This window comes from Paenarthrobacter sp. NPDC092416, assembly GCF_044755025.1.
Lineage (GTDB): Bacteria > Actinomycetota > Actinomycetes > Actinomycetales > Micrococcaceae > Arthrobacter.
On record NZ_JBIVQG010000009.1, the window covers coordinates 29761 to 49914 of the forward strand.

20 protein-coding genes are annotated in these 20154 nt (G+C 62.8%); 12 read left to right on the top strand and 8 right to left on the bottom strand.

Translation table 11 applies throughout. The features are described from left to right. Positions 1 to 78: 78 nt before the first annotated feature. Both ACIQC5_RS16515 and ACIQC5_RS16520 read left to right on the top strand, forming a co-directional pair. Positions 79 to 897 (top strand): SDR family NAD(P)-dependent oxidoreductase, encoded by an 819-nt coding sequence (locus ACIQC5_RS16515; RefSeq protein ID WP_400284612.1) that lies wholly within the window; start codon positions 79 to 81, stop codon positions 895 to 897. Further along, on the top strand, positions 894 to 2237 hold the full coding sequence (locus ACIQC5_RS16520; RefSeq protein WP_400284614.1) for an acyl-CoA dehydrogenase family protein: 1344 nt from the start codon (positions 894 to 896) through the stop codon (positions 2235 to 2237). The genes ACIQC5_RS16515 and ACIQC5_RS16520 overlap by 4 nt, the downstream gene beginning before the upstream one ends. Before the next feature lie 22 nt (positions 2238 to 2259). On the opposite strand, the gene ACIQC5_RS16525 is transcribed toward ACIQC5_RS16520, so the two are convergent. The 3 genes from ACIQC5_RS16525 to ACIQC5_RS16535 form a co-directional block, all read right to left on the bottom strand. After that, positions 2260 to 3087: a DUF1684 domain-containing protein gene (locus ACIQC5_RS16525; RefSeq protein ID WP_400284616.1), complete on the bottom strand. Its 828-nt coding sequence runs from the start codon at positions 3085 to 3087 to the stop codon at positions 2260 to 2262. Positions 3088 to 3232: 145 nt separating this feature from the next. Beyond that, positions 3233 to 4528 carry an Ig-like domain-containing protein gene (locus tag ACIQC5_RS16530; RefSeq protein ID WP_400284619.1) on the bottom strand — a complete coding sequence of 432 codons (1296 nt, stop codon included), beginning with the start codon at positions 4526 to 4528 and terminating at the stop codon, positions 3233 to 3235. Between the two features lie 92 nt (positions 4529 to 4620). Continuing rightward, the gene (locus ACIQC5_RS16535; RefSeq protein ID WP_400284622.1) at positions 4621 to 5238 is read right to left on the bottom strand and encodes a hypothetical protein; all 618 of its coding nucleotides are present in this window, start codon (positions 5236 to 5238) and stop codon (positions 4621 to 4623) included. 372 nt (positions 5239 to 5610) lie between these two features. On the opposite strand from ACIQC5_RS16535, the gene ACIQC5_RS16540 reads away from it, so the two are divergent. The 6 genes from ACIQC5_RS16540 to ACIQC5_RS16565 all read left to right on the top strand — a co-directional run bounded on the left by ACIQC5_RS16540 (position 5611) and on the right by ACIQC5_RS16565 (position 12976). Next, a complete protein-coding gene (locus ACIQC5_RS16540) occupies positions 5611 to 7104 on the top strand; it encodes a sigma-70 family RNA polymerase sigma factor (RefSeq protein ID WP_400284625.1) in 1494 nt (497 codons plus the stop codon). A 257-nt stretch (positions 7105 to 7361) separates the two neighbouring features. Further along, entirely contained in the window at positions 7362 to 8279 is a 918-nt protein-coding gene (locus tag ACIQC5_RS16545; protein WP_400284628.1) for an ATP-grasp domain-containing protein, read from the top strand. Beyond that, a complete protein-coding gene (locus ACIQC5_RS16550; protein ID WP_400284631.1) occupies positions 8276 to 9163 on the top strand; it encodes a glycosyltransferase family 2 protein in 888 nt (295 codons plus the stop codon). The genes ACIQC5_RS16545 and ACIQC5_RS16550 overlap by 4 nt, the downstream gene beginning before the upstream one ends. 105 nt (positions 9164 to 9268) lie before the next feature. Continuing rightward, a complete protein-coding gene (locus tag ACIQC5_RS16555) occupies positions 9269 to 9601 on the top strand; it encodes a hypothetical protein (protein WP_400284633.1) in 333 nt (110 codons plus the stop codon). Between the two features lie 118 nt (positions 9602 to 9719). Further along, the gene (gene ppc, locus ACIQC5_RS16560) at positions 9720 to 12518 is read left to right on the top strand and encodes a phosphoenolpyruvate carboxylase (protein ID WP_400284636.1); all 2799 of its coding nucleotides are present in this window, start codon (positions 9720 to 9722) and stop codon (positions 12516 to 12518) included. Between the two features lie 152 nt (positions 12519 to 12670). Next, the gene (locus tag ACIQC5_RS16565; protein WP_400284638.1) at positions 12671 to 12976 is read left to right on the top strand and encodes a hypothetical protein; all 306 of its coding nucleotides are present in this window, start codon (positions 12671 to 12673) and stop codon (positions 12974 to 12976) included. Between the two features lie 32 nt (positions 12977 to 13008). Here ACIQC5_RS16565 and ACIQC5_RS16570 read toward each other — a convergent pair whose 3' ends face one another. Continuing rightward, a complete protein-coding gene (locus tag ACIQC5_RS16570; protein ID WP_400284641.1) occupies positions 13009 to 13644 on the bottom strand; it encodes a DedA family protein in 636 nt (211 codons plus the stop codon). Between the two features lie 53 nt (positions 13645 to 13697). Between ACIQC5_RS16570 and ACIQC5_RS16575 the strand changes: the two genes are divergently transcribed. After that, the gene (locus ACIQC5_RS16575) at positions 13698 to 14237 is read left to right on the top strand and encodes an O-acetyl-ADP-ribose deacetylase (protein WP_400284962.1); all 540 of its coding nucleotides are present in this window, start codon (positions 13698 to 13700) and stop codon (positions 14235 to 14237) included. A gap of 4 nt (positions 14238 to 14241) precedes the next feature. Here ACIQC5_RS16575 and ACIQC5_RS16580 read toward each other — a convergent pair whose 3' ends face one another. Together ACIQC5_RS16580 and ACIQC5_RS16585 are read right to left on the bottom strand one after the other, a co-directional pair. Next, entirely contained in the window at positions 14242 to 14901 is a 660-nt protein-coding gene (locus ACIQC5_RS16580) for a hypothetical protein (RefSeq protein WP_400284643.1), read from the bottom strand. Between the two features lie 90 nt (positions 14902 to 14991). Next, positions 14992 to 15921, bottom strand: a complete 930-nt coding sequence (locus ACIQC5_RS16585) for an RluA family pseudouridine synthase (RefSeq protein ID WP_400284964.1) — start codon at positions 15919 to 15921, stop codon at positions 14992 to 14994. 151 nt (positions 15922 to 16072) lie between these two features. Here ACIQC5_RS16585 and ACIQC5_RS16590 point away from each other — a divergent pair, with 151 nt between their 5' ends. Both ACIQC5_RS16590 and ACIQC5_RS16595 read left to right on the top strand, forming a co-directional pair. Continuing rightward, complete coding sequence (locus ACIQC5_RS16590) at positions 16073 to 16726, top strand: ArsR/SmtB family transcription factor (RefSeq protein ID WP_400284645.1); 654 nt, start codon at positions 16073 to 16075, stop codon at positions 16724 to 16726. Further along, positions 16719 to 17411 carry an SRPBCC domain-containing protein gene (locus ACIQC5_RS16595; protein WP_400284648.1) on the top strand — a complete coding sequence of 231 codons (693 nt, stop codon included), beginning with the start codon at positions 16719 to 16721 and terminating at the stop codon, positions 17409 to 17411. The genes ACIQC5_RS16590 and ACIQC5_RS16595 overlap by 8 nt, the downstream gene beginning before the upstream one ends. Before the next feature lie 61 nt (positions 17412 to 17472). Here ACIQC5_RS16595 and ACIQC5_RS16600 read toward each other — a convergent pair whose 3' ends face one another. Beyond that, complete coding sequence (locus ACIQC5_RS16600; RefSeq protein WP_400284650.1) at positions 17473 to 18060, bottom strand: TetR-like C-terminal domain-containing protein; 588 nt, start codon at positions 18058 to 18060, stop codon at positions 17473 to 17475. Positions 18061 to 18148: 88 nt separating this feature from the next. Here ACIQC5_RS16600 and ACIQC5_RS16605 point away from each other — a divergent pair, with 88 nt between their 5' ends. Further along, positions 18149 to 18664, top strand: a complete 516-nt coding sequence (locus tag ACIQC5_RS16605) for a DUF4188 domain-containing protein (protein ID WP_400284653.1) — start codon at positions 18149 to 18151, stop codon at positions 18662 to 18664. Positions 18665 to 18689: 25 nt separating this feature from the next. On the opposite strand, the gene ACIQC5_RS16610 is transcribed toward ACIQC5_RS16605, so the two are convergent. Next, positions 18690 to 20153: a PLP-dependent aminotransferase family protein gene (locus tag ACIQC5_RS16610; RefSeq protein WP_400284655.1), complete on the bottom strand. Its 1464-nt coding sequence runs from the start codon at positions 20151 to 20153 to the stop codon at positions 18690 to 18692. Position 20154: the final 1 nt, after the last annotated feature.

Sequence of the window (20154 nt, forward strand, 5' to 3'; positions counted from 1 at the left end):
CAGCCTACCGAGGGTGCGCCGGCTCACAATTCCAGTTAACATGCATTAACGGATTTGAGTCTGCATCAAGGAGGATGGATGGACATCAAGGGCACGGTTGCGCTGGTTACCGGCGGAGCATCAGGGTTGGGCGCCGCTACCGCAAAGCGCCTGTTCGACGGCGGAGCATCAGTGGTGCTGGTGGATCTTCCACAGTCGGCCGGGGAGGCCTTCGCAGCAGAATTGAACGCGAGTGCGCCGGGCGTGGAGTCGGGCGGCGCCGATTCCGGTCCCCGCGCCGTCTTCGTCCCCGCAGATGTCACCAACGAGGCCCAGGTGCAGGCCGCCGTCGACGCCGCGGCTTCCTTGGGCACGCTCCGCATCGTGGTCAACTGCGCCGGGGTGGCCACTCCCGGCAAGGTCCTCGGCCGCGACGGCATCTTGCCGCTGGAGAACTTCAACAAAGTCATCCAGATCAACCTCGTGGGAACCTTCAACGTGATCCGCCTTGCCGCCGCGGCCATGGTGGAAAGCGAACCGGTGTCCACTGACTTGGGCGGTCCCGAGCGCGGAGTCATCATCAATACAGCGTCCGTTGCGGCCTTTGAAGGCCAGATCGGCCAGCCTGCCTATGCTGCCTCGAAGGGTGCGGTGGCTGCCATGACGCTCCCGTTGGCACGTGAGTTTGCGCGCTCGCTGATCAGGGTCGCCACCATCGCTCCCGGCATCTTTGAGACACCCATGATGGCGGGCCTTCCCCAGGCAGCCCAGGATTCACTAGGCCAGCAGGTCCCACACCCCGCGCGACTCGGCCGCGCTGCAGAATACGCCAATTTGGCCGCACACATCGTCGAAAACGCCATGCTCAACGGAGAGACCATCCGCCTCGACGGCGCCATCCGCATGGGACTCAAATGATGGGCGACTACAACGGCAGCGCAGCTTCGGAGGCTCCCGCTGCCGGTTCCCTTGATTCGGCTGGTCCGGATGCTTCTGGTTCTTCGGTCCTGGACAGCGCTGGTTCGGGGCGCGCAACACGTTCCTCAGTGGCAGATCTTCCGAACGCCGATTTCTTCGACTTCGAGTCGCTGTTGAGTGTGCAGGAACAACGAAAGCTCAATGAACTGCGGGCCTTCCTCGCGACAGAGATCGCGCCTTATGCGGGGCAGTGGTGGGAGAAGGCCGAATTCCCGGACCACATCCTGCCCAAGCTCGCCGCACTCCGGCTCAGCGCGCCGGCGCAGCGTGGTTACACACACCTGTTCGCCGGCCTGGTGATCGCCGAAATGACGCGTGTGGACACTTCGATCGCCACTTTCTTCATGGTTCACCACGATCTCTTCGTTGAATCGCTGTACGACTTCGGTTCCGACGCACAGCAGGACCGCTATCTCGACGACGCGTCAAACCTTCGGACGACGGGGTCGTTCGCGCTCACCGAGCCGGAGCACGGCTCCGACGTCGCCGGCGGTATGGAAACTTCTGCGCGGCGGGTCGCCAGGGCAGAGTCCGACGGCGGGGACTACTGGGTGATCAACGGCGCCAAACGCTGGATTGGCAACGGGACGTTCTGCGACTACATGCTCGTGTGGGCCAAGGATGAGGCCGACGGGTCGGTGCGTGGATTCATCGTTGACGCTGCTCTCCCTGGTGTCTCACGGAGCAGGATCGAGCACAAGATTGCCCTTCGTACCGTTCAGAACGCCGACATCGTCTTCAAGGATGTTGAGGTGGCCGAGGCAGATCGCTTTGCCGGCATCAACAGCTTCGCCGACACCAACCATCTCCTGCGGGGCTCACGAATTATGGTTGCCTGGCAAGCCGTAGGGCAGCAACTGGCCGCCTTCGACGTCGCCCGGCAGTACGCCGTCGAGCGCATGCAGTTCGGAAAGCCGCTCGCCAAATTCCAGCTCATCCAACAACACTTGGTGGACATGCTCGGCAACGCGGTGGCCAGCATGGGCATGATGGTGCGGATCGCGCAGCTCCAAGAGGGGATCTTCACGGATGCTCAGGGCGCCCGGCATGGCGGCGCTGACATGGCGCAAGTGGCGCTCGCCAAGGCCTACTGCAGCGCCAGGATGCGCGAAACCGTGGCACTGGGTCGAGGCATCCTGGGTGGCAATGGCATCGTCACCGACTATCGAATGGCGAAGATCTTTGCCGACGCTGAGGCAATCTACACGTACGAAGGCTCGTACGAAATCAACTCGTTGATCGTGGGGCGTGCGGTGACAGGGGTGTCCGCGATCGTCTGAGGCTGGGGCGCTCCGCCGCCGATCAGCTTTGCGGGATCTTTTCTCCGGCCTCCACGCTGACGTCGATGGAGTTCCCTCGGACGGGCATGGGGCACGTGCCGTAAGGAGTGAAGGCGCTGGGGTAGTTGATGGCCCGGTTGAAGTCGATCACTACGGAACCGTCAGGGCGTGGGCGCGGGATGAACACCTTGCGCCACTCGTCCGTGGTCTTGCCGTTGGTTTCATCATGGAACGTGACGTTGAGCGCGCCGAGCTTCTCCTCTTCGGCATGCAGCCGGATCTCATGCGGGATCCCTGGCACACGGAACACGACTTCCCCCACGGACCGGTGAACTCCGTCCACCAAGGGATTGGCAGTTCCGATGGGTACATCGACTGGCTCCGGGTAGGCCTCGTAGCGACCTTCAATGACCCAATCGGGGTTGTATTCGTACGTGGGCACCCCGTCGAATTCCGTCAGGACCGGTGATCCGTCATCTCGCGTGCGGATAGCGTATTTGTCGGCCCGCATGGCGAGTTCCACCACGACCTGCGCGCCGTCATTGCCGCCGAATTGAACCCACATCAGCGACTCTTCGTCCTGAAGGATAGCCGTGGCAGACCCCACCAAGGGTTCCCCGGTCTCGACGAAGGTGAGGCCGTCCTCGACGCTCGCTGTGACGGTGGCTGCCTTGCCGTCGGTTGACCAAAGCCCTGGAGCGAGATCCACACTTGCCGGTTGCGACTCGAGCCATTGGAACGACGTGAGGGTCAGCCAGCCGTGTTCCGTGGCCAAAGCTGCGTTCCGTCCTGCACGGAAGCGCTCCCAACGGGCGAGTTGCGCGTCTAATGAGGTGGTGGGCGAGCTCATGGGTCTCCTCGGTTGGCCGTCTCTTGCACTTCCCACAACCATGCACCCGTGGTCATCATTCCCGAAACTGCCTCGATGGTTCGGCTCGCGCTGGCCCCCGATGCATGCCAGCGCGAGCCGAGGTGGATGGACCCACAGATGCGGACTAGTGCTGCCGCCTGGCAGAGCGTCGGGCGCCGACGAAGGCGAGCAACGATCCTATGGCCAGGAGCGCTGCAGCCATATAGATGAAGGCCGGTCCTGGGGCACCCGTGCTGGCCAGCGGCTTGGAGCCGTCTGCTGGATGGGCAGGCTCCTCAACTGCCCCAATGACAGGGCTGGTTGTGCTGGGGCTCGGCGTGGCTGTGGCGGTTGCTGAAGTCGTGCTGGGGCTCGGTGTCGGCGTGGCTGTGGGGGTTGCTGAAGTCGTGCTGGGGCTCGGTGTCGGCGTGGGCGTGGGCGTGGGCGTCGGTGTCGGCGTGGGTGTGGGGGTGGCCGTTCCTTCGCCAGTACCGCCACCGCTCGTTCGCTTTGTCTCGGCACCGACGGGTGTCTCCTGGCCTGCAATGGTGACAGTTCCGTTGTTGCTGTAGGCGTTCAGGTCCTTGTCCGTCACTATGGTGATGACGAACAGCTCAACACGTTCGCCCTTGGGCAAGCCGGTCCAGCGAACCGTGACTTCCTCCTTAGTGCAGTCCACTGTGGCCGGGTATTTCTCGTTTTCCATGGGCTCAATGATGTTTCCGGCGCTGCTGGCAATCATGCCCACGCGGGGCGTGATCCGGTCGCAGTCGATTTCCATTCCGGCCGCCGGAGTATCGGTGACCACTACATCGTTAGTGTCCGAAGGCATGGGAGGCATGTAAAAGAGTGCCTCAAGTTCAGTCTGGGCAGCGTTGGCCCACCACATTGATTTGCCAGCTGAGGTCGGGACGCCCGGATCGCAATCCGAGGTGCACGGACCCTCGACCTCCACCGGTACGCGGACCACAGTGGATCCCACAGTGAAGGACAGATCGGTTGTTTCGCCGGTGCCTGGCGCCACAGCATACCGAGTGCTGAAACTGCAGGTCCCGCCCACGTTGAGGGGATGCGTGGCCACAAAGTCGGTCAGCGTGAAGACCACGCTGCCGTCGTCTTCCGCTAAAGCGGTGGCGACTGTTTCGCCGTCGGAGTTGTCCAGGTCAAACGACGCGGCACCAAACCAGCGAAGCTCGGCTGGGAGCTGAAGGTTGAAGGTATCGCCCGGTTGTGAATTGTCCGGAACGGACCACTCACACGTCAGATCCACTTGGTCCCATTGTTCGGTGACCACTGAGTCCGTGCTGAGGGTGACCACTGCGTCCGGGATAACGGCAGCGTTGGCGGGCAATGCCGACCAAGCCAGTCCCATGGCAGTCATGACGACAGCCAATAGCGCGGCCACCAGTGAGGCGGGCTTTAGATAGATCTGCTTATTCATATGCTGGATGGGTCCTTCGAATCCGTAGGCGTTTTTCGTCCACTTATGTGTGTCCCGCCCGCGAGGTTCGTGACGGTGCCCGCCAACTTTCCTCACGAAGCTTCCGGGACTGAATCCTGTGGCACTGCTCCGGAAGGCGCAGCCGGCAGCGGGTAAAACTTGATGCGTGATTGACCCGGAGTTCCTTCATTCAGGCATTCAATGGCCCGTTGGCACTCCATAAGTCGCGCAAGGTTGCGCTCCGTCACAGCGAACAGCACGTGGAGAGCGGTGTCCTGGAACATCGCCGACGCTCCGGTCCCTTTGAGGTGGTGTTCCACAACTTCACCCAGCCGCGCCAGCAGGGTCCAGCAATGGCTGCGGCTTTCGCCGGGTGTGGGCAGCGAAATGATGGCAAGGGCGTGAGGGCGGGAGCACTCCGGCCCAAAAACAGACAGTTCGTGGACGCGACGCTGGAAATAGGACCGTGTAGCCAACCCCGTGTAGACATCAGTGCAGGAAATGGGAGGTGCTGATTCGGCCCCCTCGGCCCAGCCTTCAGCAAGCGACTGGAGCGCATCTATGTCCAGTCTTTGGTCTGCTGCGGCGAAGAGGGCCCGGAAGTCCGTCATGGTTTCACTGATGCTGACGCCGTTCCGGGCTCGGGCGGCGCCAAGGGATTTGGCGGTAGGAGCCGGAACCGTGGCCCTCGTCGCGAGGGAAGTCACCACTGTCCGGACTTCGGGAAGGAACCAATCGGCCCGGAAGCGCCAACCCCTTTGATAACTGGTCGTCTGCCACCTGCGCATCAAAAGGTGTCGCGAAAATGTACATTCGGCGATGGATTTTGTCCGGAACGATGTCATATGCCATTAGTGCACCCGAGGCCGGATTCATGACGAAGTGGTAGCGAGTTCCCTGTTGCTAAAGACTTTGTACAAATTCGCGTCATGACTTGCGACACGAGCCCACTACGTATATATGGGCACGATTTCAAACGTTGTGGGGATGCCTTAATGGCGTCCAGGACAAGTACAGGAAGCAGTCAAAACACCGGTGTTGAGAGCGACGGACAACTTATCAAGCTGGTGCGTGGCGGAGACATGTCTGCTTTCGACATGTTGTACGAGCGTCATCTGCCAATCGCCCACACTGTGGCCCGACGAAACGTAGACAACCCAAGCGACGCCGAGGATATTGTGGCCGAGGCCTTTCACGCCGTGCTGCAAAACCTCGTTGCCGGAAAAGGGCCGGACAACTTCTTCCGGGCATATTTGTTGTCCACCATCACCCGCCTTTCGCATCATCGGAACCGGAAGGCGGGCAAGACGCTGCCTATTGGTGACGACTCCGTCCTGGACAGCTCGCTGGCCGAACCTGATGCAGCAGTGAAGGCCTTCGAATCGCACACCGTGGCAAAGGCGTTTCGCTCCCTTCCGGAACGGTGGCAGGCCGTGCTCTGGTATCTGGATGTCGAAGGAATGAAGCCTGCTGCTGTGGCCCCTATGCTGGGGCTGACGGCCAACGCCGTCTCGGCCCTGGCACTGCGTGCCCGGGAAGGCTTGAGGAGGCAGTACTTACAAGCCCATGTCGCCGAAGAACCGAGCAATGATTGCGCCGGATACGTCTCAAAGCTAGGCAACTTCATTCGAGGGGGACTCTCCAGTGCTTCTGAACGCAAGGTGCGGGAACACCTGACCGGGTGCTCGAAATGCACACGTGCCCTGTCCGAGCTCAAGGACATTCAGGGGAGTATGAGAGCTGCGCTCCTCCCGCTGATCACTGGAATTCCCCTCGCGGCGTGGGTCGGACAGGGCGCAGGGCTGGGCGCTTTGGGAGGGCTGGTGCCAGTCAAAGCTGCCATTGTGGTCCCCGCCATTGCACAACCCGCCGTAATGGCCATGATCGCAACCGCGGGACTTGGACTCGTGCTGGGCACCGTGGGAATCGTTGACCACCTGAGACCGGATGCCTACATGGAGGAGCCCACCGTGGTGACAAGTTCTTCCCAACAGTCACCCACTGCAGTCCCGTTCCTGCCAGCTCCAGCTGCAGAGACGCCGAGCTCTCCGGTTCCTGCTTCCTCGGTTCCGGTTGAGCCCGCACCGCCGGTGGTGGTTCCGGAACCGCCTGTCGAGATATCGGCGCAGGAGGTTGCGGAACCGCCTGTCGGGATATCGGCACAACCGGGCCCGGAGACCCCTTCTTCACCGGTCCCGTCGTCTCCGGCCATGACGCCGTCCAAGGACCCTCTTGGCGCGGTGACGGCTTCCGCGGAAGACACGGGGGAACGATCCAACACCACAGCTGTGCAGGTGGACTTTTCAGTCAGCGGTTCGCATCCGCTTGGCCCTGGTAAAGCAGTGTTTTCCGTGCGAAAGAATGCGCGGATCGAGGAAGGTTCACTCGTTGCTCCGGAGGGATGGTCGTGTTCGTTGGCGGACCGGAACGTCGCCACCTGTTTCACGGACTCGGTACAGCGAGGCGATCTGCATTTTCGTGTAGTCACGGCGTCCAAAGGTCAAAGCGACGGCGTTCTTACATACTCCCTGAGTGGAACCGGGCTTGCCCCGGGCGAGTTTGTTTACAACTACTGACCATGATTTCGCAGCACGGACAGCGTCACGAAGCTCCTGGTTCCGCCACTATTTCAACGGCGGTTCCCAAAGGGACGGGAGTCGCGCACTATCCATGCAATTTGAGGGAAATATGCACCGCAACCAAGAGGGCAGGCGTACATGAGCGCCGAGAGGGTCCGCAGTCTCGCGGCTTTTGGGGGCTCACAGGTGAAGACCTCGTGTCGAGTGGGCTTTGAGCAGATTCGATTGCTCGGCTCGGCTGTAGGGGAGTTCTAATGGTGCGGGTACTGGTAACGGGCGTCGGAGGGCCGGCCGGACGTTCCTTGGCGCGTCAATTGATGGATCAGGGCCACTGGGTTCTGGGTGTCGATATGCAACAGGTACAGGCTTCTGCAGCGGATGTGGTGGCAGTAGTGTCGCCCTCAAGTTCCCCCGGTTATCTATGGGAACTCCGAGGGCTCGTAGGCAGTTATGGAATCGAACTCCTGGTGCCCACTGTCAGCGATGAGCTTGTGCTGGTATCTCAGGCCAGGGATGGCTTCGCTCCGGGCGTCGAAGTCGTCATGGCCGATTCCGCCCCCGTTCGCATGGCGAATGACAAGCACCTCACCATGAAGTGTCTTGCCAAAGCCGGAGTTGCCGTGCCCGGGTTCGGCTTACCTGGAGATTTCGGTTCGCTCGACGAAGCAATGAACGTGCTTGGCGGATCGCTGGTGGTCAAGCCCCGGGTTTCGCACGGTGGACGCGGGGTCCAAATACTGGAATGCAACGCTCCCGGTGGCCAGCCCACCGACCTCATATGGTCGTCCCTGGACAATTCCTGGATTGTGCAAAGCTTCGCGCCCGGAACGGAGTATTCGTCGATGGTTTTCCGCTCCGCTGCGGGGCCTGAGGAAAAGGACCTTGTGGTGGTTCTGGAGAAAACCGGGCTCAAACAAGGACACGAGGCTGTCTCTGTCAAGAGACTGGAATCGGCAGAGGCCGCCGACGTAGCCTACTTGGCCAGGGAAGCCGTGGTTGCCTTGGGACTGACAGGACCAATCGACATGGACATCCGGCGAATGCCGGATGGAAGGCCTGTAGTGCTGCAGATCAACGCCAGGTTTGGCGCGAACAGCGCCCACGCACCAGAGCTTCTGGAACGCGTCCTGCTTCGCCATGTTCCAGCACGAATGCTCGGTGGGGTCTTGTGACGTTTCTGGATCTGGCCTTGGCATTTGTCCAGGTTGGCGGCCTGGTGATTCTCAGCGTCGGCATGATCAAGACTGCCTACGTTCCTTTGGCTTTGCACGTCAATCGTCTCCACCGGCCCACCTCCTCCAAGCATCGTCATTCCGTGCTCAACCAGCGACCCTTGGTATCGGTTATCGTCCCCGCCTACAACCAGGCGGTGGTCATCACCAGCTGTGTGGAGTCGATCCTCGCGAGCCGTTACCTGAGACTGGAGGTGATTCTTGTGGACGACGGATCCACCGATTCGACGGCCGGCATCATGAATGGCCTGGCGCAACAGTATGACCGGGTCCGGTTCCTTTCCCAGGCCAACGCCGGGAAGGTGGCTGCCTTGAACTATGGCATTGCCGCAGCCCACGGTGACATTCTGGTCTTTGTCGACGCCGATGGGATCATTGCGCCGGACACCCTGATGCATTTGCTTGACGGTTTCGATCATCCAAAGGTTGGAGCGGTATACGGCGGTGATCGGCCGTTCAACCTGAATCGCCTTCAGAACATGATGCTCGCTGTCCTCAGCCATGCAGGGACGAGCCTGGTACACAGGGCCCTGTCACCTGTGCTTTGCCTGCCCATCGTTTCCGGAAATATTTCCGCATTCCGCAGGGACGTGATTCAGCAGGTTGGCGGTTTCCATGAGGTCAAGCTGGGCGAGGACCTCGAGCTCACCCGGCGTGTCTACACTGCCGGTTACAGGGTCCGGTTCCACCGCGAACATCGGCGCGACTTTAACACCCATCTCACGCGCGCATCGGCTGGCGGCGTGGCGAAGCCATGGCGGACATCGTGCGTTAGGTGCGTTCCGCCGTCGAACCTTTTGGCGTCTGGGCGGAGATGGATGTGACGCCAGCCAGCCTCATGGATGACCGGCATTGGGACGCTCTGTGCAAGGCGCGGGCCGGGAAATCGCATGCTGTCCCGGTCTGGTCTCACGGCGTAGCCTAGGCCCATGGGGATCGAGACTGTAGTGGCCGTAGTTGTCAGCTTCGCACTCATTGCGGGGTCCATCTGGGCAGGGACGCGTCTAGTGCAGCACGGCGTTTCCCACAAGGGGGCTACCGGCACATTGGGGAGCGTCCTGTCCATGATCGAACCGGCCACGGGCGCGCCCACCAGGCAGGAGGCGGCCGCAGCTTTGGAGGAGATACGGCAGCAGCGCCACGAGAGGTTGTCGGCAGGTCCCGGTTCCTTGGGCGGTGACCCTTACGACGGCAAGATGTGGCTGCCTCCCAGCGGGATGGCGGGCCCAGGACAGCCGGCGTCCGACGACGACAAAATCTGAGACGCATTCCCGCGGGGGAGTCGGGTGCGGGTAAGATCCCGTAGGAAACACTAGTAATCCGGCTCACAGTATCCAGCGCAGTGTACGGGCCAAAACCAGATCCCGAAGGTATGTATTCATGGTTCACACTGCCCATCAAGACACCGATCTCGCCGCGGAATTGCGCGCTGACGTGCGCCGCGTTTCTACTCTGCTCGGCGAATCGCTGGTCCGCCAGCACGGTCCCGAACTGCTGGCACTCGTGGAGCAGGTGCGCCTGCTGACCAAGGAATCCAAAGAAGCCGCGCGTGGCGGTGCCGACGCTACCGGTCCTTGGAGCGCGCACGACGTCGTTGCACAGGTCCGCGAATTGCTCGCCTCCCTGCCGCTGGACCAGGCGACCGACCTGGTCCGCGCTTTCGCTTTCTATTTCCACCTCAGCAACGCGGCGGAGCAGGTGCACCGCGTCCGCGGGCTCCGGACCCGGCAGGAAAAGGACGGATGGCTGGCCAAGGCCGTCTCCGAAATCGCTGGACAGGCAGGTCCACAGGTCCTCCAAGACGTCGTTAACGAACTCGATGTCCGGCCCATTTTCACGGCCCACCCCACGGAAGCTTCACGGCGTTCCGTGCTCGACAAGATCCGAAAACTCTCCGACGTCCTTGCTCAGTCCACGGCAGAGGGGACGTCGGCCCGTCGTCGCCAAGACCGCCAACTTTCCGAGATCATCGACCAGATGTGGCAGACGGATGAACTTCGCCAGGTGCGCCCCACGCCCGTCGACGAGGCCCGCAATGCCATCTATTACCTGAACAGCATCCTGACCGACGCCATGCCGGAAATGCTGACGGACTTGTCTGAACTCCTCGCCGAACACGGAGTCGTCCTCCCTGAGAGCAATTCGCCTATCCGATTCGGTTCCTGGATCGGTGGCGACCGCGACGGTAACCCCAACGTCACCGCCGCTGTCACTCGTGAAATCCTGCAGTTGCAGAACCAGAATGCCGTCCGCATCAGCATCGCCCTGATCGACGAACTGATTTCCATCCTTTCCAACTCCACGGCACTGTTCGGAGCTGATCAGGAACTCTTGGCCTCGATCACCGAGGACCTCAAGAACCTCCCTGGCCTGGACAAACGCATCCTTGAACTCAACGCCCAAGAGCCTTACCGACTCAAGCTGACCTGTATCAAAGCCAAGCTGATCAACACCGGTCGGCGTATTTCTGCGTCGACTTATCACCAGCCTGGCCGCGACTACGCAGCCACGTCCGAGTTGCTGGCAGAGTTCGGCTTGCTTGAAGCCTCACTTCGCAATCACTCCGCTGGTCTTGCGGCCGACGGCGCCTTGGCCCGCGTTCGGCGCGCAATTGCTGCGTTTGGCCTCCACCTGGCAACCCTGGATATTCGTGAGCATGCCGACTACCACCACGACGCCGTCGGGCAACTCGTGGATCGCCTCGGTGCCGACAAGCCTTACGGCTCGCTCAGCCGGGAAGAGCGGTTCGCGTTCCTGGGTGCCGAGCTGGCATCCCGCAGGCCGCTGTCCGGGCACCCGATCAGGCTCGAGGGTACCGCGGATGGCACCTACGATGTCTTCCGCAGCATCCGTCAGGCCCTTCACACCTACGGCCCGGACGTTGTAGAGACCTACATCATTTCGATGACCCGTGGTGCCGACGACGTCCTGGCGGCAGCAGTTCTGGCCCGCGAAGCCGGCCTGATCGACCTGTTCGGCGCCAAGCCGCATGCCAAGATCGGGTTCGCGCCCCTGCTGGAAACCGTGGAAGAGCTGCGGGCTTCGGCCGAGATCGTTGACTTGTTGTTGTCCGATCCTTCCTACCGGGAGCTTGTCCGCCTGCGCGGGGACGTTCAGGAAATCATGCTCGGCTACTCCGATTCCAACAAGGAATCCGGAGTGATGACCAGCCAGTGGGAGATCCACAAGACCCAGCGCAAGCTGCGCGACGTTGCCGCCAAGCATGGTGTTCGCGTGCGCTTGTTCCACGGCCGCGGCGGCTCTGTTGGTCGTGGTGGCGGGCCCACGTACGATGCCATCATGGCCCAGCCGAACGGCGTGCTCGAAGGCGAAATCAAGTTCACCGAGCAGGGTGAGGTCATCTCGGACAAGTACTCCTTACCGGAGCTTGCCCGCGAAAACCTGGAGTTGTCTCTGGCCGCCGTCATGCAGGGCTCGGCCCTGCACCGGACCCCGCGCACCTCGGAGGATGAGCGCGAGCGCTATGCCGGCGTCATGGAAACCATTTCCGATGCCGCGTTCGCGCAGTACCGCACGCTGATCGACGACCCCGAGCTGCCGGCTTACTTCCTGGCCTCCACCCCCGTGGAACAGCTTGGTTCCCTCAACATCGGCTCGCGCCCGTCAAAGCGTCCTGATTCCGGCGCGGGCCTTGGCGGCCTGCGCGCCATCCCGTGGGTCTTTGGCTGGACTCAGTCGCGCCAGATCGTGCCCGGATGGTTCGGTGTGGGGTCCGGTCTGAAGGCTGCCCGCGAGGCCGGTGACACGGACCAACTGCTGGAAATGATGGACCGCTGGCACTTCTTCCGTTCCGTGATTTCCAACGTCGAAATGACGCTCGCCAAGACGGACATGGAAATCGCCGGGCACTACGTTTCGTCGTTGGTTCCTACGGAACTGCACCGCTTGTTCCACATGATCCGCGATGAGTACGAACTCACCGTGGCAGAGGTGGAGCGACTCACCGGTGAGCTCGAGCTCTTGGATGCGCAGCCCACGCTGAAGCGTTCCTTGGAGATCCGCGACCAGTACCTCGACCCCATCAGCTATCTGCAAGTTGAGCTGCTGCGGCGAGTACGCGAGGAATCAGTCTCCGGCTCGGAAATCGATGAACGCCTCCAGCGGGCCATGCTCATCACCGTCAATGGTGTTGCCGCCGGCCTCCGCAACACCGGCTAGCCTCGGCTTCAAATGCGGAACGCTCTTCCCCCTCGGTGGAAGAGCGTTCTTGCTTAAGCGGGATGTGGGAGAGGGTTTCCCGAAATGGGTTGGGGCGTGGGAGAGGGTTTCCCGAAATGGGTTGGGATGTGGGACAGGGTTAGGGTTGTGGGATGCCATCGTTCCAGACCAAGTTGAAGATCACTGGCCTCAAACCAGGCAACCCGCCGGAAGCTGTGATGGCGGCTGCGCTCGAAGCTTTGGAAACCCGTCACCATGTGGAGTCAAACCAGCTGGACATCGTCGGCGGAGTCCCGCAGATCAGCTTGCGTTTCCTGGTGGATGCCCGGGACTACGTTGGCGAGAACAACGAGGCCCGGACGTCGGCCGCAATGATGCGCGACGCCGTCGAACGCGTTGCGCTGACCGGGAGCCTTTACGTGTTGCGCCGAAGCCGCGGACGCTGGGCGCCCGTCTAGCCTGACTCGCCCGTCTAGCCTGCTTCGCCCAGCTAGCCTGCCTCGCCAGGCCGGTCGGCGTCGTACGGTTCGTCAACAGGGGAGCGGCTTCCTCGGCGCCGCGTCACGATCAACCCAACCACCACACCAATGACCAAACCGACGCCCACGCCGATCAGCGAGCTGGCCCAGAACGGCAGTTTGGTGGCCGAACCCGTGAAGTAGCCCAAACCGACTTGCCACACGGCCCACAAGACGGCGCCCAAGCCGGCGCAAAGGCTGAATCCACGTGCCGATACATTGGCGATTCCGGCGGCGGACGACGTCGCGAGCCTGCCCCCAGGGATGAAGCGTGCGCCGATAATGGCGCCGTACGTCGAGGAACGGCCGGCCCGTGCGATGGCTTCGTGGATGGCGCGGTGGACCCTTCGGCCCCACGACCATCGGTCCAGCACGTGGCTAAGGCGCCGCTTGAACAAGAGGAAAACCAGCATGTCGCCCAGCCAGGACGCAAAGGCGGCGAGGAGCAGGATCAGCCAGAAGTTGGCGTGACCGTCGGCTGCCAACGCGCCGCCGGTGATGACCACCATTTCGGAGGGGATGGGCGGGAAGATGGCATCGCCCAGCACGATGGGTACGATCCACAGGTAGATTGCGGATCCCCACGTCTCAGGGGCGATGAAGTCCATTGGCACAAGGTACCGCACTTGCCGCCGCAGCCGCTCCGGCGGAGACTGTCGCCATGCGGATCGACATCATTCAAGGCGACATCACCACACGCGGCGTTGACGCGATCGTCAACGCCGCCAACTCGTCCTTGCTCGGGGGCGGGGGAGTGGACGGAGCCATCCACAGAGCCGCGGGGCCGGAACTTCTCGAAGCCTGCCGCGAGTTGCGCCGCGCGGAGCTGCGGGGCGGGCTGCCGGTGGGCGCCGCCGTCGCAACCCCTGGATTCCGCCTCCCTGCACGATGGGTCATCCACACTGTTGGTCCCAACCGGCATGCGGGCCAGACCGACCCGGCACTGCTGGCGTCCTGTTTCCGTGAAAGCCTGCGTGCGGCAGCATCGCTGGGTGCCCGGTCCATCGCGTTTCCCGCCATCAGTGCCGGGGTCTACGGCTGGGACGCACGTCAGGTTGCCGAGGTAGCGTTCGACACCGTCGGCTCGTTTTCGTCGTCGGGTTCAGGAGGTGCGGCGTCGGACAGCCCGCTCGAGGTGGTTGAGTTCGTGCTGTTCTCCGAAGATACGACGGCGGTCTTCCGGACTGTGTTTGAGTCGTAACCCTTCAGGCTGCCTCGGGCGTGACGGCGCCAGGAACTTCAACGGGGCGCTTGTGGCCAAGGAACCTGCCCGCTTTGAAATACCAGTAGGGCCAGGCGGCCCACGATGAAGCCCCAGCGACGAAGCCTGCGCCCATGACCGTATAACGGAGCCATTCAGGGCCGGGAATAAGGAATCCCACACCCGCAAGAGGCAACCCGACAACCAGCGCACCGCCAATGAACCTGCCGAGCTTCGCGAGTCCGCGCGGGTAGCCTTCAACACCCAGAAGCGTGTTGTGGGCCGCCAGGAACCACACTGCTTGGGCGGTGATCGCAGCGACGGACACGATCGTCGATGGCTCAAAGGCCAGGACCTTGAACACCAGCAGGGCCGAACTCGTGGCTCCGGCTGCACAGGCGGCCACCGTTATCCATTTCAGCGGCTCGGTCCATGCAGTCTTCGGAAGGCGTTTGTGGACTTGGAGGATCACCGGAATGACCAACACGTTGAACACCGCACCAGTGGCGTCGTTGATGGCCCCGAACACGAAGGGTCCGCCCTTGGGGACCTCCACGGCGTACATTGCGCCCAGCGTTAGGACGCCCGCCACGCCCACCGCAGCGGCAGAGTAGGCGAAGGCCGACGCGGTCTTATCGCCCGGCAACTCAACGAAATTATCCATCGGACGCTCCCGGATGCTACCCAGCAGAATCATGGTAGACCTGCGCCGGACCGGATGGAACGGCATCCGGGAACGCGCAGTGGAACGCGCTCAGGAGTGGGCCTGGCTCAGCTCCAATTGGCTGCGGTATTCTACGCGCTGCTTGCTGATGGGGTCCACGAAAGTGATGCCGCGGGCCAACAGTTGGAGGGGCTTGCTGTAATCGTCCGGCGCCTTGTCCAGGAGGTCCGGATAGAAGGCATCGTTGACGATTCCGAGGCCCAAGGACGCCATGTGGACACGGAGCTGGTGGGTCTTGCCGGTGTGCGGTTCAAGGCGGTACAGCGCGCGCTGGTGCGTCCCGGCGTCGAAAGTTTTGATCTGCTCGATGCGCGTTTCCGCGTTCGGTTCACCGTCGATGACCTCGGCCAACAGGTAACTCCGGGACTTGGTCATGCGGTTGCGGACCACTGCGGGGAACTCGACGGCGGGATAGCCCGCGGCGGGCGTCGCGGCGGACACGCACTCGTACTCCTTCTGGACCTGGCGCTTCTCGAAGAGGACCTGGTATTTGCCACGCGTTTCCGGGTTGGTGGAGAGCAGCAGGATGCCGGCGGTCATGCGGTCGAGGCGGTGCATGGGGATGAGGTCCGGGAGGTCCAGCAGGTTCCTGAGCCTGACGAGCGCGGATTCCTGGATGTACGTCCCACCGGGTGTAGTGGGCAGGAAGTGCGGTTTGTCCACAACCAGGATGTTCTCGTCCTGATGCAGGATGTTGATGTCCACGGGCAGGCGCGTCTCCGGTGGGAGGGTGCGGTAGTACCAAATGAACGTGTGGTCCTCGAGCTTGGTGCTCCGGTCCAGCGGTACGCCGCCCTCGCCCACGATTTCGCCGGCGTCGAAGCGGTCCTCGATGCCTTGGGGGTCTATATGACCCCAACGGTGCATCATGTAGTCCATTGCGGTGTCCCACGGCCCCTCGTCCGGGAGGCGCAGACGGGTAGCGTTCACGCCGTCGCGCACGGGAAGGGGGGATTGCATCACCGAACAATTCTACTGTTGTTGCGTTGCGGGGCCCGCTCTGCGTCTCTGGGGAGCGCTGGAGCGCGCAGAACAGGCCTCACAACGGCAGGAGGAACCGACGATTAAAAAGTTCTTGACAAGAAAAGTTGTCGGTGAGCATACTTGAAGCATGTTGGACATCGAAGTGATCGAGGACCCGGCAGCGGCGGAAGCGTCGCTTGACCCGATCCGCACCCGCATCCTCCAGGAACTCGCCGAACCGGCGTCAGCCACGCAACTCGCCGCCAAGGTGGGCCTGCCTCGCCAGAAGGTCAACTACCACCTCAAATCACTTGAGCGTCACGGGCTTGTGGAACTGGTTGAGGAGCGGCGGAAAGGCAATGTCACCGAGCGTGTGCTGCGTGCGACGGCGGCCTCGTACCTGATCTCGCCTGTCGCCCTGGCCTCCGTGGCACCGGATCCGCGGCGTTTCGCCGACCGTTTCTCGGCCTTCTGGCTCCTCGCCCTCGCCTCCCGGACGGTCCAGGAGATGGGCAAACTCATTTCGGGAGCGGCCGCCGCGAAGAAGAAGCTGGCGAGTTTCGCGATCGACGGCGAGATCACCTTCCGCTCAGCCGCGGAACGCGCCGCGTTCGCTGAAGAACTTGGCGTGGCCGTGACGCGGCTCGTGGACAAGTACCACGACGGCGGTGCTGCCGCGGTGGCGAGCGGCGCGCGCAAGCACCGGCTCGTCGTCGTACTTCATCCCACACTCAAGACGCCAGCAACGGAACCAGCTCCCTCAGCGGAACAAATATCAGAAAAGGACCAAGGCAATGACTGAAAACCGGAAATTCGAAATCGTGGCGGACACCGAACTGCCGGGCACTCCTGAACGGGTGTGGCAGGCCGTTACTGCGGACACCTCGGCATGGATGTTCCCCACCGATCAGTGGCCGGATGTGAAAACCGTGGAGGAATACCCGACGCATCTGGTGTCACGGATGGACGGCCCGGATGGCTGGTTCAACCAGCTGGAACACGTCCTTGAGCCGGTCGATGGTGGCCGCGCCAAGCTCCACTACGTCCACAGTGGGATCTTTGCTGATAACTGGGACGAGCAGTACGACGGCGCCAGCAAGCACACTGAGTTCTACCTGCACACGCTCGGCCAATACCTTCAGTACTTTGACGGCCGACCCGTAGTGTTCACGGACATCCAGGGTCCCGCTTCGTCGCAGACTCCCGTGGGCTTCGTTCAGCTGAAGGAGGCCTTGGGCGTGGATGGCCTTACGGCCGGCACGGCTATTGAACTGGACGTCGACGGCGTCGGGCGGCTGAGCGGCGAGGTGGACTTCGCCAACGAGAACTTCCTTGGCCTCAGGACCTCCGACGCCTTGTACCGCTTCTTCGGCCGGAACGTCTTCGGCGCTCCGGTGGGCATGACGGTCCATGACTTCGGTGGCTCTGGCGATACCGAGCTCACGGCCAAGGCCTGGGGTGCGTTCCTGGAAAAGGTCTACGCGTAGAGGGTTACCCACCGCCCCAAGCGGGGGGCAGCAAGCGTCCTATTGGAACACGTGCTGCCCCCTACTGGGGTCTCCAGGGCGCCCAGGCGCGGGCCACTGCTTCAAGCGCGGCCTCGTAGATTCCTGGCCAGTCCGTTTCCGGGGCATTCATTTGGGCGAGCTCCAGGCTGACGAGGCCGTGAACCTGGCCCCAGATGCCCATCGCGATGGTCGAGGGATCGTCGGGGCGGATCCTCCCCGCGGTTTGTGCGGCGACTACCGCCTCCATCAACGGGAGCATTGAATCCGAGGCGACTTCCGGCGTCGGGCTGCAGTCAACATACGCGGCCAGAGCACCGCCGAACATCAGCCGATAGAGTGCCGGATGTTCCAAGGCCCAGGCACGATACGCGTGGCCCAGCTCCAGCAAGCCGCCGTGGGCGGCTTCTCTCTGGGACTCGCCAAAGGAGCGAAAACCGTCGTCGACGGCGGCGGTCAGCAGCTGCGCTTTTCCGCCAAAGAGGGAGTAGATCGCCGTGGTGGACGTGTCCGCGGCGGCTGCAACATCGCGGAGAGTGACGCGGGCCGGGCCCTCCCGGTCGACGAGCTCAGCGGTCACCGCCAAGAGCCGTTTCTGGACGAGCTGATCATGAACGATGGGTCTTGCCATACCCCCAAGTGTTTCATAACATTGTTTCATAACGTCGTTATGAAACCAGAAACCCGGAACTTAGCGGTTCCACAATCGAAGGATTCCCATGGCGCAGGAGATCTTCCCGGGTCGCTTCACAGCGGACATCGGGCGCGAAACAGTGACCGTGTTCCTCATCGGAATGCGGGCCAACCGGTGGTGGAAAGCAGGCAAGGTTGGGCGCGTGGCATCTGCAATGCCGGCGATGATGCGGCACCTCGCCACGAATCCCGAGGCCGGGCTGCTAGGCAGCGAACAGTGGTTTGGGCGGACCACCATCCTGCTCAGTTACTGGGAAAGTCCCGAGCACTTGCGGCGTTTTGCGGCTGACAGGGATTCGCCGCATCTGGCTCCCTGGCGGAAATTCATGAAGGAAATTGCCGGCGGCGGAGATGTTGGCGTGTGGCACGAGACGTACCAGGTGCCGGCGTCGGGCATTGAAGTGGTCTACAACGGGATGCCACTCTTCGGGCTTGCCAAGGCGACCTCCCATGTCCCCGTCGGCCCCGGCAGCAACACGGCGAAGCAGCGCATGGGGTCCTCCGCGGCATCCCGGCAGGCTGCCTCCCAACCCCATATGTAGCAGATCGGTCCGTTCCCAGCCGGCGTCAGGCGACCGCGACGGCGGCCGGCCGGGTGGACTTGAGGGTCCGGCGCAGTTGGGGTGAGGCGTCGAGTTTGTCCTGGGCGGCGCGGAGCGAACGGACTGCCTGCTCCAGTTGCGCGGGAGCCAAGGTGTAGGGCAGGCGCAGGTAATGTTCGAAAGCACCGCCCACCCCAAAACGCGGGCCGGCGGCCAAACGCAGCCCGAAGTCCGGCGCCAGGACGGTCAGCGCAGTGCTGCAAGGACTCGGCAAGCGACACCAGGCTGTGAGCCCACCCTGGGGTCGCTCCACTTCCCATTCCGGTAAGTGCTCGCCCAGCAGGGACAGGAGTGATTCCCGGTTGTGGCGCAGCTCCTCCAACCGGGCGTCGAGCGGCTCGGAGAAACACTGCACCAGCCGCGCAGCCGCCAACTGCTCCACGACTGGTCCACCCAGGTCCATGACCGTCCGAGCTGCCACGAATCGCGTGATCATGGCCTCGTCTGCCCGGATCCACCCGGTCCGGAGCCCGGCCCAGTGCGATTTGCTCAGCGAACCGATGGACACCACGCTGGGACTGAAGGCCGACATCGGCCGGGTGCGGACGCCGTCGAGGTTCAAGCCCCTCAGTGTCTCGTCCACCACCAACACAGTCCCGGACGCAACAGCAGCGCGCACCAAACGCCGCCGCTGCAGCTCGGACATGATGCGCCCGGTGGGGTTGTGGAAATCAGGCACAAGGTAGGCCATTGCCGGCCGCTGCTGGTTCATGGTGGCAACCATGGCGTCGATGTCCCACGCGGGCGAGGTGCTGGACGGGATTGCCGGCAACGCCACCGGCAGCGGGCGGCAGCCAGCTGCCCTGATCGCGTCCAGCGCATTGGGATACGTCGGGTGTTCCACAAGGACCTTGTCCTGTTTCCCAGCCAGCGTCCGGAGCACGATGTTGAGCGCGTGCTGGGCGCCGGACGTTACAAGGATCTGATCGGCCGTAGTGGGCACTCCCTCCGCGGTGTACTTGTCCGCGATGGCTTCCCGCAACGCTGGGACCCCAACGGCGTCGTACCCAAAACCGGGAAGGAGCGCGGGCAACTCGGTGAGGGCATCGGCGAAAGCCCGGTGCACCACCTCGCCAGCTGCGGGCAGCGACGCATATGCCAGATCCAGGAGCCCGTCCGGCACGGCAAGGCCGGGTGCGCTGACCGGAACGCTCCGGTGGGGGATGCTGGTCCTGCCGCGGCTGCCTTGGCCGGCGGTGAGGAAGCCCTGCTCGCGCAGGCTCGTGTACGCCGCCGTGACTGTGGTGCGGCTGAGGGCGAGCGTCTGTGCCAGCGCCCGTTCGCTTGGCAGTGCAACGTCCAGCGGGATACGCCCGTCCATCACCAGCAAACGTACGACGTCGGCCAGCTCGCGGTAAGCGGGCAGGGCGCCGGAGTTCCACGAGCCCAGAAGACGGACAAGTGCGGTGGGATTCAGTGAGCCGGACATA

Coding starts and splice junctions, on each gene's coding strand:
- ACIQC5_RS16515 (WP_400284612.1), top strand. CDS start 79: ATGGACATCAAGGGCACGGTTGCGCTGGTTACCGGCGGAGCATCAGGG.
- ACIQC5_RS16520 (WP_400284614.1), top strand. CDS start 894: ATGATGGGCGACTACAACGGCAGCGCAGCTTCGGAGGCTCCCGCTGCC.
- ACIQC5_RS16525 (WP_400284616.1), bottom strand. CDS start 3,087: ATGAGCTCGCCCACCACCTCATTAGACGCGCAACTCGCCCGTTGGGAG.
- ACIQC5_RS16530 (WP_400284619.1), bottom strand. CDS start 4,528: ATGAATAAGCAGATCTATCTAAAGCCCGCCTCACTGGTGGCCGCGCTA.
- ACIQC5_RS16540 (WP_400284625.1), top strand. CDS start 5,611: ATGTCTGCTTTCGACATGTTGTACGAGCGTCATCTGCCAATCGCCCAC.
- ACIQC5_RS16545 (WP_400284628.1), top strand. CDS start 7,362: ATGGTGCGGGTACTGGTAACGGGCGTCGGAGGGCCGGCCGGACGTTCC.
- ACIQC5_RS16555 (WP_400284633.1), top strand. CDS start 9,269: ATGGGGATCGAGACTGTAGTGGCCGTAGTTGTCAGCTTCGCACTCATT.
- ppc (WP_400284636.1), top strand. CDS start 9,720: ATGGTTCACACTGCCCATCAAGACACCGATCTCGCCGCGGAATTGCGC.
- ACIQC5_RS16565 (WP_400284638.1), top strand. CDS start 12,671: ATGCCATCGTTCCAGACCAAGTTGAAGATCACTGGCCTCAAACCAGGC.
- ACIQC5_RS16570 (WP_400284641.1), bottom strand. CDS start 13,644: ATGGACTTCATCGCCCCTGAGACGTGGGGATCCGCAATCTACCTGTGG.
- ACIQC5_RS16575 (WP_400284962.1), top strand. CDS start 13,698: ATGCGGATCGACATCATTCAAGGCGACATCACCACACGCGGCGTTGAC.
- ACIQC5_RS16580 (WP_400284643.1), bottom strand. CDS start 14,901: ATGGATAATTTCGTTGAGTTGCCGGGCGATAAGACCGCGTCGGCCTTC.
- ACIQC5_RS16585 (WP_400284964.1), bottom strand. CDS start 15,921: ATGCAATCCCCCCTTCCCGTGCGCGACGGCGTGAACGCTACCCGTCTG.
- ACIQC5_RS16590 (WP_400284645.1), top strand. CDS start 16,073: ATGTTGGACATCGAAGTGATCGAGGACCCGGCAGCGGCGGAAGCGTCG.
- ACIQC5_RS16595 (WP_400284648.1), top strand. CDS start 16,719: ATGACTGAAAACCGGAAATTCGAAATCGTGGCGGACACCGAACTGCCG.
- ACIQC5_RS16600 (WP_400284650.1), bottom strand. CDS start 18,060: ATGGCAAGACCCATCGTTCATGATCAGCTCGTCCAGAAACGGCTCTTG.
- ACIQC5_RS16605 (WP_400284653.1), top strand. CDS start 18,149: ATGGCGCAGGAGATCTTCCCGGGTCGCTTCACAGCGGACATCGGGCGC.
- ACIQC5_RS16610 (WP_400284655.1), bottom strand. CDS start 20,153: ATGTCCGGCTCACTGAATCCCACCGCACTTGTCCGTCTTCTGGGCTCG.